Source organism: Bradyrhizobium sp. ORS 86 (genome assembly GCF_045571475.1).
GTDB lineage: Bacteria > Pseudomonadota > Alphaproteobacteria > Rhizobiales > Xanthobacteraceae > Bradyrhizobium.
Genome location: NZ_CP120699.1, coordinates 5,403,268 through 5,417,378, shown reverse-complemented (window position 1 = coordinate 5,417,378; position 14,111 = coordinate 5,403,268). Strand labels below are relative to the sequence as shown.

General features: G+C 63.2%; 12 protein-coding genes. 4 read left to right on the top strand and 8 right to left on the bottom strand.

Translation table 11 applies throughout. The features are described 5' to 3' along the window. The first annotated feature begins 6 nt into the window (after positions 1-6). Entirely contained in the window at positions 7-1,968 is a 1,962-nt protein-coding gene (gene shc, locus P6U25_RS25070; RefSeq protein ID WP_407147438.1) for a squalene--hopene cyclase, read from the top strand. Then, positions 1,965-2,723, top strand: a complete 759-nt coding sequence (locus P6U25_RS25065; RefSeq protein WP_407147437.1) for a phosphorylase — start codon at positions 1,965-1,967, stop codon at positions 2,721-2,723. Before shc ends, P6U25_RS25065 begins: the two co-directional genes overlap by 4 nt. Positions 2,724-2,834: 111 nt before the next feature. Here the strand turns inward: P6U25_RS25065 and P6U25_RS25060 are convergent, their stop codons facing one another. The 3 genes from P6U25_RS25060 to ispH all read right to left on the bottom strand — a co-directional run bounded on the left by P6U25_RS25060 (position 2,835) and on the right by ispH (position 5,284). Beyond that, complete coding sequence (locus P6U25_RS25060) at positions 2,835-3,014, bottom strand: hypothetical protein (protein WP_407147436.1); 180 nt, start codon at positions 3,012-3,014, stop codon at positions 2,835-2,837. A gap of 138 nt (positions 3,015-3,152) precedes the next feature. Then, positions 3,153-4,322, bottom strand: coding sequence for an adenosyl-hopene transferase HpnH (gene hpnH / locus P6U25_RS25055; RefSeq protein ID WP_407147435.1), 1,170 nt, complete (start codon positions 4,320-4,322; stop codon positions 3,153-3,155). Between the two features lie 35 nt (positions 4,323-4,357). Next, a complete protein-coding gene (gene ispH / locus P6U25_RS25050) occupies positions 4,358-5,284 on the bottom strand; it encodes a 4-hydroxy-3-methylbut-2-enyl diphosphate reductase (RefSeq protein ID WP_407147434.1) in 927 nt (308 codons plus the stop codon). A gap of 451 nt (positions 5,285-5,735) precedes the next feature. On the opposite strand from ispH, the gene P6U25_RS25045 reads away from it, so the two are divergent. Beyond that, positions 5,736-8,351, top strand: coding sequence for an MMPL family transporter (locus P6U25_RS25045; protein ID WP_407147433.1), 2,616 nt, complete (start codon positions 5,736-5,738; stop codon positions 8,349-8,351). Positions 8,352-8,511: 160 nt separating this feature from the next. On the opposite strand, the gene P6U25_RS25040 is transcribed toward P6U25_RS25045, so the two are convergent. Then, positions 8,512-9,129, bottom strand: a complete 618-nt coding sequence (locus P6U25_RS25040; protein ID WP_407147432.1) for a DUF2147 domain-containing protein — start codon at positions 9,127-9,129, stop codon at positions 8,512-8,514. A gap of 101 nt (positions 9,130-9,230) precedes the next feature. Here P6U25_RS25040 and hpnO point away from each other — a divergent pair, with 101 nt between their 5' ends. Continuing rightward, positions 9,231-10,622: an aminobacteriohopanetriol synthase HpnO gene (gene hpnO / locus P6U25_RS25035; protein WP_407147431.1), complete on the top strand. Its 1,392-nt coding sequence runs from the start codon at positions 9,231-9,233 to the stop codon at positions 10,620-10,622. Positions 10,623-10,893: 271 nt separating this feature from the next. Here hpnO and P6U25_RS25030 read toward each other — a convergent pair whose 3' ends face one another. The 4 genes from P6U25_RS25030 to P6U25_RS25015 all read right to left on the bottom strand — a co-directional run bounded on the left by P6U25_RS25030 (position 10,894) and on the right by P6U25_RS25015 (position 13,593). Further along, the gene (locus tag P6U25_RS25030; protein ID WP_407147430.1) at positions 10,894-11,658 is read right to left on the bottom strand and encodes an anti-sigma factor family protein; all 765 of its coding nucleotides are present in this window, start codon (positions 11,656-11,658) and stop codon (positions 10,894-10,896) included. Further along, positions 11,655-12,212 carry a sigma-70 family RNA polymerase sigma factor gene (locus tag P6U25_RS25025; RefSeq protein WP_407147429.1) on the bottom strand — a complete coding sequence of 186 codons (558 nt, stop codon included), beginning with the start codon at positions 12,210-12,212 and terminating at the stop codon, positions 11,655-11,657. The genes P6U25_RS25030 and P6U25_RS25025 overlap by 4 nt, the downstream gene beginning before the upstream one ends. A gap of 94 nt (positions 12,213-12,306) precedes the next feature. Then, a complete protein-coding gene (locus P6U25_RS25020; protein ID WP_407147428.1) occupies positions 12,307-12,630 on the bottom strand; it encodes a cupredoxin family copper-binding protein in 324 nt (107 codons plus the stop codon). Between the two features lie 18 nt (positions 12,631-12,648). Further along, positions 12,649-13,593: a metallophosphoesterase family protein gene (locus P6U25_RS25015; RefSeq protein WP_407147427.1), complete on the bottom strand. Its 945-nt coding sequence runs from the start codon at positions 13,591-13,593 to the stop codon at positions 12,649-12,651. Positions 13,594-14,111 lie beyond the last annotated feature (518 nt).

The window sequence follows — 14,111 nt, the reverse complement described above, 5'->3', positions numbered from 1 at the left end:
AGCGAAATGCTTTCGAGAGATCACAGCGTAACAGTCGACCCGGTCGCGCTGCAGAACAGTATTTCCAGGGCGACGGAGGCGCTGCTCGGCCACCGCCAGTCGGACGGACACTGGGTGTTCGAGCTGGAGGCCGACAGCACGATTCCGGCCGAGTACGTTCTGCTCCGCCACTATCTCGGTGAACCCGTCGACGCTGAGCTCGAAGCCAAGATCGCCAACTATCTGCGCCGCGTGCAGGGCGCGCACGGCGGCTGGCCGCTGGTGTATGACGGCCCGTTCGACATGAGCGCCAGCGTGAAGTCGTACTTCGCGCTGAAGATGATCGGCGATTCCGTCGACGCGCCGCACATGGTGCGGGCGCGCGAGGCGATCCGTTCGCGTGGTGGCGCGTCGGGCAGCAACGTCTTCACGCGCTTTCTGCTCGCGCTGTTCGGCGTCGTGACCTGGCGCGCAACGCCAGTGTTGCCGGTCGAGATCATGCTGCTGCCGATGTGGTCGCCTTTCCACATCAACAAGATCTCCTATTGGGCGCGCACCACCATGGTGCCGCTGATGGTGCTCGCAGCGCTGAAGCCGCGTGCGAGGAATCCGAAGGGCGTCGGTATCGACGAATTGTTCCTCGAAGATCCGAAATCGGTCCGGATGGCGCCGAAGGCACCGCATCAGAGTGCGAGCTGGTTCTATCTGTTCCGGTCGCTCGACGCGGTGCTGCGCGTGGTCGAGCCGATGTTCCCGAAAAGCCTGCGCCAGCGGGCGATCGATGCCGCGCTCGCCTTCACCGAAGAGCGGCTGAACGGTGAAGACGGCATGGGCGCGATCTATCCACCGATGGCCAACATCGTCATGATGTACGACGCGCTCGGCAAGGACGAGACTTATCCGCCCCGCGCGACCACGCGTCGCGGCATCGACAAGCTGCTGGTGGTCAAGGAGCATGAGGCCTATTGCCAGCCTTGCGTCTCGCCGGTGTGGGACACCGCGCTAACCTGCCATGCGCTGGAAGAGGCAGGCGGTGACGACGCCTTTGCCAAGGCGAAGCAGGGGCTCGACTGGCTTAAGCCGCGCCAGGTGCTCGAGCTGAAGGGCGATTGGGCGGTGAAGGCGCCGAATGTCCGTCCCGGCGGCTGGGCGTTCCAGTACAACAACGACCACTATCCCGATCTCGACGACACCGCCGTGGTGGTGATGGCGATGGACCGGGCGCGGCGCCACACCGGCACCAAGGAATATGACGCCGCGATCGCGCGCGGCCGTGAATGGATCGAGGGGCTGCAGAGCCGGGACGGGGGGTGGGCCGCCTTCGACGTCAACAACCTCGAATACTACCTCAACAACATCCCGTTCTCCGATCACGGCGCGTTGCTCGATCCACCGACCGAGGACGTCACCGCGCGCTGCATCTCGATGCTGGGGCAGCTTGGCGAGACCGTCGAGACCAGCAAGGCGATGGCCGATGGCGTCGCCTATCTGCGCCGGACCCAGCTTGCGGAGGGGTCCTGGTACGGCCGCTGGGGATTGAATTACATCTACGGTACCTGGTCGGTACTCTCAGCGCTAAATGTCGCAGGCATCGACCGCAACGATCCGATGATTCGGAGGGCGGTCGACTGGCTGGTGTCCGTGCAGAATCAGGACGGCGGCTGGGGCGAGGACGCCGTCAGCTATCGGCTGGATTACAAGGGCTACGAGGTCGCGCCATCTACATCCTCGCAAACGGCATGGGCTTTGCTTGGATTGATGGCGGCCGGAGAGGTCGAAAATCCGGCCGTCGCCCGGGGGATTGAGTACCTAAAGGCAACACAGACGGAAAAAGGACTCTGGGACGAGCAGCGATACACAGCTACGGGGTTTCCGCGGGTATTTTACTTGCGATATCATGGCTACTCGAAATTCTTTCCGCTCTGGGCAATGGCGCGGTATCGGAATTTGAGAAGCACCAATAGCAGGGTGGTAGGGGTCGGAATGTGATTTTGGGGGCGGGGGCCGCCGGAACCGTGGGCAGCAGAATTGATCCTCGGCCGGTATTGATCGTGACTGGATTGGTGCAGGAGGCCCGCATTGCGGCGGGTCCCGGCATGATCGTGATTTGCAGTTCCAGCGATCCGCAGCAATTGCGCGCATTGCTGGCAACGCTGGATCCAACAACATTCCGCGGCGTGATTTCGTTCGGCGTGGCCGGCGGGCTCGATCCGTCGCTCAAATCGGGCGACGTCGTAGTCGCGACCGAGGTTCTGGCCGGCGATACCCGTTTCCTGGCGGCGTCCGCGCTGAATGAGGAAATGATCGCCAGCGCCACGCTGAAGCGCCGCAGGATCGTGCGCGGCGGGCTCGCCGGCGTGGAGCAGCTCGTTGTGGCACGGGCCTGCAAGGCCGCGCTGCGCTCGACCACGGGGGCCGCTGCGGTCGACATGGAGAGCCATATCGCGGCGGCCTACGCCGACAAGGCTCGCATTCCGTTTGCCGCCCTGCGCGTGATCAGCGATCCGGCTCACCGGGCGCTGCCCGAACTGGCGAAGTCCGCGGTCAAGCCGAACGGCGATATCGATCTGCGCAAGGTGCTTCGCGGCGTTGTGCGCGATCCGCGGACGCTGCGCGCGCTGGTTTCGACCGGGATCGACTTCAACCGTGCGTTGCGCTCGCTGCGCGGTTGCCGCGGCTTCCTGCTCGGAAACGACGTGCTGGCTCCGGTCGAAGACGTTCTGGTGACCGCGAAGGCGGCCTGATCGACTGCGCCGGTTCAAGCCGGAAGCAAAAGGCCCGATCGCGCTGCGATCGGGCCTTTTGCTTTTCGTGTCTCGCGGCGCGCTGCGGGGTGCCATGGTCAACGCCAGCGCCTAGGCTTGATCACCGTTTCTGCGATGCAGGTTCGGGACCAAGAAGATCAACGGAAGCGCCAGAGGTCCAACGAAGGCGGCAATCCAGGCCCAAGCCTTCACGCTGCGTCCGCGACGCTCAGCGACGTGGGCAGCCAGATAGATGAAGGCGACAAACGCAATCAAGGTGATGACGTCCATGACGCACACTCCAAATGCGGGTCTGCGCCGGAGCATAGCGCGAGGCTGGCAAGCCAACGATCAAGAAGACGTCAGGCTGGCGCAAAGAAAAGGCCCGATCGCCTCGGGCCTTTCTTGATTCTCGCCTCAGCGCGCCGTTTACGCGGCCGTGGACGCCTTCTGCGCGGCAGCCGCGGCCTTTTGCTGGGCGGCGAGCGCCTCGTCGCGGCGGATCTCCGAGAGCTTTTTCTGAACCTGCTCGGAGAAGATGTACTGGGCGGGACGCTGCTTGGAGAGATTGATCTCGGGCGCCATCGGACCGGTCGTCTTGACGCCGCGCAGTGCCACCCACATCGCCTTCAGCGGGTTGTTCAACGCCGCGGTCGCGGCGGTCGGCTCGTAGCCGCAATGCGCCATGCAGTCGGCACACTTCTCGTACTTGCCGGTGCCGTACGAATCCCAGTCGGTGGTCTCCATCAGCTCCTTGAAGGTCTTGGCGTAGCCTTCGCCGAGCAGATAGCAGGGCTTCTGCCAGCCAAAGATGTTGCGCGCCGGCATTCCCCAGGGTGTGCACTCGTAGGACTGGTTCCCGGCGAGGAAGTCGAGGAACAGGCCCGAATGCATGAAGTTCCACTTCTTGCCCTTGCCGAGCGCAAAGACGTCGCGGAACAGCTTCTTGGTCTTGGTGCGGTTCAGGAAGTGCTCCTGGTCCGGCGCACGCTCATAGGCATAACCGGGCGACATCGAGACGCCGACGCCGAGTTCGGTGGTGAAGTCGAGGAACTTGGCGATCTCCTCAGCCGGGTGGCCGTCGAAGATCGTGGCGTTGACGTTGACGGTGAAGCCGCGGGCCTTCGCCGCCTTGATGGCGGAGACGGCGCGATCGAACACGCCCTTCTGCGAAACCGCCTTGTCGTGATGGTCCTTCAGGCCGTCGAGATGCACGGAGAAGAACAGGTAGGGCGAGGGCTCGAACAGATCGAGCTTCTTCTCGAGCAGCAGAGCGTTGGTGCACAGCGAGACGAATTTCTTGCGCGCGACCAGGCCGCGCACGATCTCGCCGATTTCCTTGTGGATCAGCGGTTCGCCGCCGGGAATTGCCACCATCGGTGCGCCGCATTCGTCGGCGGCGTCCCAGCATTCCTGTGCGGTCATGCGGCGATTGAGGATCGCATCCGGATAGTCGATCTTGCCACAGCCGACGCAGGCGAGATTGCAGCGGAACAGCGGCTCCAGCATCAGCACGAGCGGATAACGCTTGCGGCCAAGCAGCTTCTGCTTCATCAGGTAGCCGCCGATACGGATTTCCTTGAAGAACGGTATAGCCATTACACGGTTTTCTTTCTGGACTTGGTGTGTTTCGATCAGCCTGCAGTCAGTTCGGCTGGCAGCCGGAATTCGATGTTCTCTTCCCGGCCCGGGAGCACCGAGACCGTAGCCGGTCCGATTCGCCTCAGGGCCTCGATCACGTCGTCGACCAAAACTTCGGGCGCCGAGGCGCCCGCCGTAATGCCGACGGCCTTTGCATCCTTCAGCCAATCCGGGTTGAGCTCGCTTCCATCGGCAATGAGGTAACTCGCGACGCCGACCTCGGTGCCGATTTCACGAAGCCTGTTTGAATTGGAACTATTGGCAGCCCCCACCACCAATATGATGTCGACGAGTTTGCTCAGTTCCCTTACCGCGGATTGGCGGTTCTGTGTCGCATAGCAGATATCCCGGATATCTGGGCCTTGAATGTCTGTAAATTTTGCCTGAAGAGCCGTGATAATGTCCTTGGTGTCGTCCACGGACAGCGTGGTTTGCGTGATGTACGCTACCGGAGTACCGGCGGGCAGCGCCAATTCCGCCACGTCCTCGACGCTCTGGACCAGGAACATCGGTCCGGGAACCTGCCCCATGGTTCCCTCAACCTCGGGGTGACCGGCGTGGCCGATCAGGATCAGGGTGCGGCCCTTGGAGATGTAGCGTTTGCCCTGATTGTGGACCTTGGTGACGAGCGGGCAGGTGGCGTTGAGCACCGGCAGGTCGCGGGCCTCAGCCTCTTTCTCGACGCTCCTGGCCACGCCATGGGCACTGAACACGGTCACCGAGCCGGGAGGCACTTCCGAGAGGTCCTCGACGAAGATCGCGCCCTTCTTCTTCAGGCTTTCGACCACGTATTTGTTGTGAACGATCTCGTGGCGGACATAGACCGGCGGGCCGTACTTTTCCAACGCACGTTCCACGATGTCGATGGCACGCACGACGCCGGCGCAGAAGCCGCGCGGTTGGGCAAGAAAAATTTCCATAGGACGTCCGTCACGCAAATTGCACCCGTCTCATTCAATGCCCGTGCGGCATTTTTGACGCCGCACTCCACTCGGCCGGACATTGGCAACGCGGGTTGCAATATCCGAACCAACGCAGTTCCTGCACTTAATGCACGTCGCAAGCACATGGAGGTATGAGGCTTTGTGTCAAAAAGGAAGCGCCCCGAAAAGAAGCGCCATGTGTGAGGAATGTCACTAAAGGTATCATAGTAGCGACTACTGTCCCTGCGATCGCCAGTCCCCTCACTTGTTCGTCACTTTATCGCCCATCGGGGCGGTTTATACCGGCCATCCGTAGCCGGGTGTTGTTCGGCATCTGCTCGCCGTTGCGTCGAGGACGATGACCAAAACAACATTAGATCGGCCCCGGGAACTCCGCTAGACAGCGGGCGTTTCCGGCCATGCTTCCCTGAGATTAGAAAGATACGAAGTGCTGACAAATATTGTCGTCTCGGTTGTTAGGACGTGTACGCGTTTTGCCCTTCCTGTTGTCATTTTCGCACTGCTGCTGTCGGTCGGTGGCGGCTACTACACGGCCCGGAATTTCTCGATCAACACCGACATCAACAAGCTGATCTCGCCCGATCTGGACTGGCGCAAGCGCGACAACCAGTTCGAGGAAGCTTTCGACCGTGAGCGGCTGATCCTCGCCGTCGTCGAGGGCGCGACACCCGAGCTGACCAGCTCGGCGGCGAAGGCGCTCGCCGACAAGCTGACTGCCGACAAGAAGAACTTCGAGGCGGTGACGCCGCTCGGCTCCGGCGAGTTCTTCGAGAAGAACGGGCTCTTGTTTCTGCCGACCGAGGAGGTCGGCAAGACGACCGGCCAGCTCGAACAAGCGGCCCCCCTGATCGAGATCATGGCGGGCGATCCCTCGATCCGCGGCCTGACCGGCGCGCTCGAGACCGGCCTTGCCGGCGTCAAGCGCGGGCAGGTCAAGCTCGACAATGCCGCACGTCCGTTCAACCTGATCTCGGAGACCGTCGAGACCATCCTCGCCAAGGGTGACGCCACGTTCTCCTGGCGCGAGCTCACCAGCGACAAGCCGCTGACCGATTCCGACAAGCGTGCGTTCATCGAGATCAAGCCGATCATCGATTACTCGGCGCTGGAGCCCGGCAAGGCGGCGACCGATGCGATCCGACAGGCGGCAGCCGACCTGAATTTCCCAACCGAATATCACGCGCGCGTCCGTCTGACCGGACCGGTGCCGATCGCCAACGAGGAATATGCCACCGTTCAGGACGGCGCGATCGTCAACGGCATCGGCACCGTGCTGATCGTGCTGGTCATCCTCTGGCTGGCGCTGCATTCCGGCAAGATCATCTTCGCAGTGTTCCTGAACCTGTTCATTGGCCTTGCCATCACCACGGCGGTCGGTCTGATGATGGTGGGGTCGCTGAACCTGCTCTCGGTCGCCTTTGCCGTGCTCTTTATCGGTCTCGGCGTCGACTTCGGCATCCAGTTCAGCGTTCGTTATCGCTCGGAGCGCTTCAAGAACGACAATCTGACGCTGGCGCTGGAGAATGCGGCGCGCCGTTCGGCGGTGCCGCTGTCGCTCGCGGCGATGGCGACCGCGGCAGGATTCCTCTGCTTCCTGCCGACCGATTACAAGGGTATTTCCGAGCTCGGAAAGATCGCCGGCGCCGGCATGCTGGTGGCGTTCGTCACCAGCATCACGGTGCTGCCGGCGCTGCTCGATCTGCTCAATCCGCCGGGCGAGAAGGAGCCGGTCGGCTACGCCTTTCTCGCCCCGGTCGACGACTTCCTCGAGAAGCACCGCATCCCGATCATCGTCGGCACGTTGCTGGTCGCGATCGCAGGCATGCCGCTGCTCCACTACATGAAGTTCGACTTCAATCCGATCAATCTGCGCAGTTCCAAGGTGGAATCGATCGCGACCTTCCTCGATCTCAGGAAGGACCCGAACACGGGCGCCAACGCCATCAACGTGATGACGAATTCGGAGGCCGACGCCAGGAAGATCGAGGCGAAGCTCGAGAAGCTGCCGGAGGTGGCGCGCGTGATGTCGCTCGACAGCTTCGTGCCGGATGACCAGCCGGCCAAGCTGCAACTGATCGCGCAGGCCGCGAAGGTGCTTGGTCCGGCGCTGAATCCCGAATCGGTCGACCCGGCACCCTCCGACCAGGAAAACGTCGAGTCGTTGAAGAGTTCGGTCGACAGCCTGCGCAAGACCGCGGGCGACAACAAGGGGCCGGGCGCCGTCGCCGCGCGCCGGCTGGCCGACGCCTTGCAGAAGCTCGCCGATTCGAACGAGGCGACCCGCAACAGGGCGCAGGAGATATTCGTCGCGCCGATGAAGATCGTGTTCGATCAACTCAGGAACACGCTGCAGGCCCAGACCGTCACGCTGCAGAACCTGCCGCCGGCGCTGGTCGAGGGCTGGAAGACCAAGGATGGTCTGATGCGCGTCGAGGCGGAACCGAAAGGTGATCCGAACGACAACGACAATCTGCGCCGCTTCGCCGACGCCGTGCTCGCCGCCGAGCCGACCGCGATCGGTGGACCGGTCTCGATCCTGAAATCCGGCGACGTCGTCGTGAAGGCGTTCATCCACGCCGGCATCTGGGCGCTGGTGGTGATCAGCTTGCTGCTGTGGCTGACGCTGCGGCGCGTGACGGACGTGCTGCTGACGCTGGTGCCGCTGCTGCTCGCCGGCGTCGTGACGCTGGAAATCTGCGTGCTGATCGGCCTGCCGCTGAACTTCGCCAACATCGTCGCGTTGCCGCTGCTGCTTGGCGTCGGCGTCGCCTTCAAGATCTATTATGTCACCGCCTGGCGCCAGGGCCGGACAAAGCTGCTGCAGTCGAGCCTGACGCGTGCGATCTTTTTCAGCGCGCTGACCACGGCCACCGCGTTCGGCAGCCTCTGGCTATCCAGTCATCCTGGCACCGCGAGCATGGGCAAGCTGCTGGCGCTGTCGCTGGTCACCACGCTCGCAGCCGTGCTGTTGTTCCAGCCTGCGCTGATGGGCAAGCCGCGCGAGGTCGGCACGGACTCGGATATCGGCAACGATGTCACCTGACGCGTTGTTGCTCGTCTGCTGCTGATCCGGCTCGGTCGCAAGCGCCTCCAGGCTGGTGGGGCTTGCGGGTGCGGTTGTGCAGGCATCCAGGCGAGCACAGGCAAGCGCTCTCACTCGCGACCATGTCGCAGCGGTGCCGTTGTGGCCCGCGTAGCGCGGGCTACTGCGTCGGGCGTGCAATGTCGGGGAGAAGGCAGATGTCGCCGACCGTGTCACTTGGTGCGTTGGCGGCTTGCTTCTGACCCGGCTTGGTGCCATGCGCCACCGAACCCGTCGTCTTCGGCGGTGCGACCGACTTGGGAGCCCCACCTTTCGGCGGATTGCCCGCGGCGCTGACCGGAATCGGTGGACCGACACGGGTCCAGGTCTGACCGCCGCAGAGGAAGCCGAGCACGCAACCCTGGATTTCCAGCTCGTCGGTGCCAATGGGCTTGATGGTCGCGCTGTAGAGCTGGCCGTCCTTGGCGTTGTAGACTTGGCCTTCCCACGCATCGGCGCCCGGTTTCTTCTTCATGTCGATCAGGATCGGCATGCCGAGCGTCGGCCGGGTCTGCTTTGCTGGATCGGGGTTGTTCTTGTCCTTGCCGCCGGGGGTTTTTTCCCAGACGACCGCACCCCACATGCTGCCATTACACTGGGCGACGCGAATGTTTGCGAAGCCGTCCGCGTCTCTCCAATCACCCGTGGGATCCGCGGCCAAGGCCGGTGTTAATACGGTGGCCAAAAATAAACCTGAAAAGGCTATTGTGCGCGCGAAAGTTCTTGGGCAGTGCAACATGGTCCAAACCTGTGCTTAACTGGACGATCAGAGCGGGGTCAAAACGCCGCCGTGGAGCGTTTTAAGTTGACGAGATGGCCATCAACCGACGTATGTAACGAATGGTAAGTTCCAATTTAGACGTTTCCGAGATTTTTGTGGAGCGCGAGGGCCAGCGCGGTGCCATGCATACGCGGCACCTCAATGAGCAGCTCGTTCGCGTTCTCAAGACCATCGGTTACGATGTCGGCTTCCAAAAGGGGCAAGGTCAATACCTCTTCGATCGTCAGGGCGCCCGCTATCTCGATCTATTGAGCGGATTTGGCGTTTTTGCGATCGGCCGCAATCATCCGGCGCTGCGCAAGGCACTCAAGAGCGTCCTCGACGCCGATTTGCCGAATCTGGTGCAACTCGACGTCTCCACGCTCGCCGGCGTGCTGGCGGAGCGGTTGTTGGAGCATGTGCCATATCTGGACAAGGTGTTTTTCGCCAATTCCGGCGCCGAAACCGTCGAGGCCGCGATCAAGTTCGCGCGCGGCGCGACCGGTCGCCCTGGCATCGTTCACTGCGCGCATTCGTTCCATGGCCTGTCCTATGGCGCATTGTCGCTGACGGATGACACGAATTTCCGCAGCGGCTTCGAACCGCTGCTGCCGGGCTGCACGGCGATCCCGTTCAACGACCTCGAAGCCCTCGAGAAAGCCTTGTCGTCGCGACAGGTCGGCGCGTTCATCGTCGAGCCGATCCAGGGCAAGGGCGTCAACATGCCCACCGATGAGTTCCTGCCCGGCGCGCTGGCGCTCTGCCGCAAATACGGCACCCTGTTCATCGCCGACGAGATCCAGACCGGCATCGGCCGCACCGGAAAATTCCTCGCGATCGAGCATTGGGGCATCGAGCCCGACATGGTGCTGCTGGCGAAAGCACTTTCCGGCGGTCACGTGCCGATCGGCGCGCTGCTGACGCGCAAGAGCATCTTCGACAAGATCTTCAACCAGATGGACCGCGCGGTCGTGCATGGCTCGACCTTCGGGAAGAACGATCTGGCGATGGCTGCCGGCATCGCGACGCTTGAGGTCGTCAAGGCTGAGAAGCTGGTCGAGCAGGCCGCCAAGCGCGGCGCCGAGCTCCGTCTCGCGTTGACGCGGATGGTGCCCGGCTATGAACTAATGAAGGAAGTCCGCGGCAAGGGCCTGATGATCGGCGTCGAGTTCGGTCCGCCGAAATCGCTGAGGCTGAAGGCGTCGTGGAACCTGCTTGAGACGGCCAACAAGGGCCTGTTCTGCCAGCTCATCACGGTGCCGCTGTTCAAGGACCACAAGATCCTGACCCAGGTTGCCGGCCACGGCAGCCACACCATCAAGCTACTGCCGCCGCTCGTCATCACCGAAGAGGACTGCACCTGGATCGAAAAAGCGTTCGACGAGGTAATCGCCGGCAGCCACAAGGTGCCGGGCGCGATCTGGTCGCTCGGCAAGACGTTGGTCGACAACGCGGTGCGCAAGTCGGCGTAGGCCAACGACGTTGCAGCCCGGATGACGCGAAGCGCAATCCGGGAACAGTCCCCAAGTTCGACAGCAACCCGGATTGCGCTGCGCTCCATCCGGGCTACGCAGCTCAATCCAGGCCCCGAAGCTCGCCCGGATGTCATTGCGAGCGAAGCGAAGCAATCCATTGTGCCGCAAGCGAAGCGACGGATTGCTTCGTCGCTTCAGCACTAAATTGCCCTCCAATCTTGTCGCGGGCAGCTCGCAATGACGGGATCTTCAGCAGGGGCGCCCAAAGCTATCCCTCCTTGTTCGCCTGCATCGCGGTCTCGAACTTCTCGCCAAACTCCGTCAGCTCGTCGGCGCCGATATCGCTGACGGCCCAGTACTTCAGGCCGCGATCGCTCCAGCGGCGGATGTTGAAGCCTTGCAACGTCGTCATCGTCGCCGGGTGGCGTTCGGTGCTCGCGGTCTGCGCCACGAACAGGTTGATCACGTGCTGGCGCCGCTTGTAGACCACGGCGCCGATCTCCCGGGCGTTGACGTAGTCGAGCCGGCCGCCGATCAGCGTGAAGCCCTGTGCGGTGAGGTCGATCACGGGCGGCGAGACGTCGAGCTTGCCGTTGAACCACGGCTTCACCGTGTGCTGGTCGGTCGAGATCACGTCGGTGAGGTGTCCTGCCTGCAGCGAACGCAGATGCGCCGACACGACCTCGGCCTCGATGCGCTGCTCGTCGTCATTGCGCAGCACGACTGCGAACAGGCCGGTCGCGGCGATCGCCGAGACCGCCGAGCCCATCGCGAAGCCGCGCAGCACCGAACGGCGGCTTGGTGCAGCCTGCGGCTGCGGCAGCGCCTTCTCGATCCGGCGGCGCAGCTCGAGCGGAGCCTTGTAGCGCAGGTCGGTCTCGGCCATCGCCTGGCGAATCTCCTGATACTCCTTCATCAACGCTGCGCAGTGCGCGCAGCCCTCGATATGTGCCTCCACCTCGCGCGCATGGCCGGCGTCAAGCTCGCCGTCGATCAGCGCGTGAAGCAGCACTTCAGCTTCCTCGCAGGTCATTTCGCTTGCTCCTGTTCCGCAAGCCAGGCTGATCGCAGCATGGCGCGGGCGCGCGCGAGGCGGGACATCACGGTGCCGACCGGCACGGCAGCGACATCGGCGATCTCGCGGTATGAAAGATTCTGGATTTCCCTGAGCACGAAGGTCTCGCGGAACGGCTCGGCGAGCGCCGCGATCAGCTTGCGCACGGTATCTCCGTCGAAGCGGCGCAGCATCTGCCGTTCCGGTGTGTCCGGCGTTTCGTGCCACAGCGGCGCCTGCTCGGCGCTCTCGGGCATCTGCTCGACGGTGGTGGGAGCGGTCTTGCGCCGCGCATATTCGGCGCGGCAAACATTGCGCAGGATTGCGAACAGCCATGGCTTCATCGCCGGGCCGCGATAACTGTCGAAATGCTTATAGGCGCGCAGATAGCATTCCTGTACAGCATCCTCGGCGTCGGCAGCATCGCGCAGCAGGTAACGCGCCAGCGTGTAGGCCTCGTCGAGATAGGGCAGTGCGGCCTCGCGGAAGCGCCGCGCTCTATCGGGATCGTCGTCCGACGCTCTGACCGCCATCGTGTTCTGCCCGGCGTTTCCAGAAGGAGCTTGCGCCCGGCCGGGAGCCGAAGCCCACCGGCCAAGCGTGGTTGTGATGACCTGGCTGGACACGTTACCCAACCTTGATGCTGCCTGTCATGTGCGGATGCAGCGAACAGAAATACTTGTACTCGCCGGCTTCCGTGAAGGTGAACGCGAAGGTGCCGTCGGTATCCATCGGCTTCGAGCGGAATTTCCCTGCACACACCACGGTGTGGGGGATGTCGTCGCGATTGGTCCAGGTCACGGTGGTGCCGACCTTCACGTTGAGTTGGGCCGGCTCGAACACGAAGTTGTCGATGTGGATGGCGACGTCCTCCGCGCGGGCCGCGGAGACAGGCAGCAGCATGGTCGCGACCACGGCGATGCCGAAGTCGCGGCGGTTGATTGAAGTCATGGCCTTGTCGTCCTTCTCTCAGCCCTGCAGCGGCGTGTCGATGATGGCGAGCCGCTCGGTGCCCTGCTTGAAGTTGATGCTGGCGACGCCGAGCATGCCGCGCAGCTTGGAATCCTCGACCTTCATCGGGCCGGGCGAGGGGGCAGCGCCCGGCGCCGGCTGCGGGAAGGCGGTGGAGCGCGCGGTGTGGAAGGTGACGTTGCCCTCGACCTTCTGCATCACTTGGTGGATGTGACCGTTCAGCACGGTGACGGAGCCGAAGCCCTTCACATATTCAAGCGCGCGGCCGCCATCCTCGGTGCCCCAGCCCCACTGCGGATAGACCGTCCACAGCGGAATGTGGGCGAACAGCACGATCGGCGTCGATTTGGAGCGGCCCTTGAGGTCGTTCTCCAGCCATTCGAGCTGCTCGCCGCCGAGATTGCCGAGCCCGCCGCCCTTGAGATCGACGACGTTGACGAGGCCAATGAAGTGGACACCGCCGGCGTCAAAGGAGTACCAGCCGGCACCCTTGGTGCCGCGGCCGTAACGCTCCTTGTAGAGCTTGACCTCCTCGTCGATGAAATCGTGCTCGCCCGGCACGTAGTGCACGTCGAGCTTGGCCTGCGAGATGATCCGGTCGGCGTCGTCGAACTCGGAGGCCTTCGACAGATGCGAGATGTCGCCGGTGTGGATCATAAAGGATGGCTTCATCGGCATCGCCTTGACCTTGTTGATGGCCTCCTCCAGCGTGCCGATGGCGTTCGGATTGGCCGGCTTGTCGAAGCCGACATGGCTGTCGCTGATCTGCATGAACGTCATGCCGGGGGCCTCGGCGGCCGCGGCCGAGTCGACGATACCGAGCGAATGCGGCACGCCGCCCGTGATCGTCCAGAGCACGCCGGTGCCGGCCCAGGTCATGCATTCCAGCACCTTGCGTCGGCTGACGCCTTTTTCCTCATCGTGATGGTCGTGATCGCTCATGGCAAAGTCTCCCGTGGGCCCAGGGATTGGGTTTCCAGGGAGGTGATCGGTGAGGGTCGGGGTTTATTCCCGGCATTCCGGGCGGGCCGGGGCGATGACGATTTCGTGAGGTCCCGCCGTCAAGGCGGGGCTCCAACGGCACGATCGGTGGCGCTCCTGGCGGTCGCAACAAAGCTGTCGCGCAGCCGTCAGCATAGTGTCAGCGCGCTCGCGTTAGGATTCCCTAACTTCCTTCGCCACAGTAGGCCCGCGCCGAGCACTCGTCCGTTTCAGTACTGCGTGAGTGGCGTCCGCCGTCCCCCCGCAAGGGGACGGCGTCCTCCCGTCGAGGGGGAGGGCTATCGCATATGCCGCCTTGGACGGCTGCGCACATACTCGGCCTCGTGGTTCGAGACGCGCCGCAGGCGGCGCTCCTCACCATGAGGGTCCACTATTGTGCCGCAAACAAGACCTCATCCTGAGGAGCCCGCCAAAGGCGGGCGTCTCGAAGGATGGCCGCAGGGCGCTTTCTCCCCAAA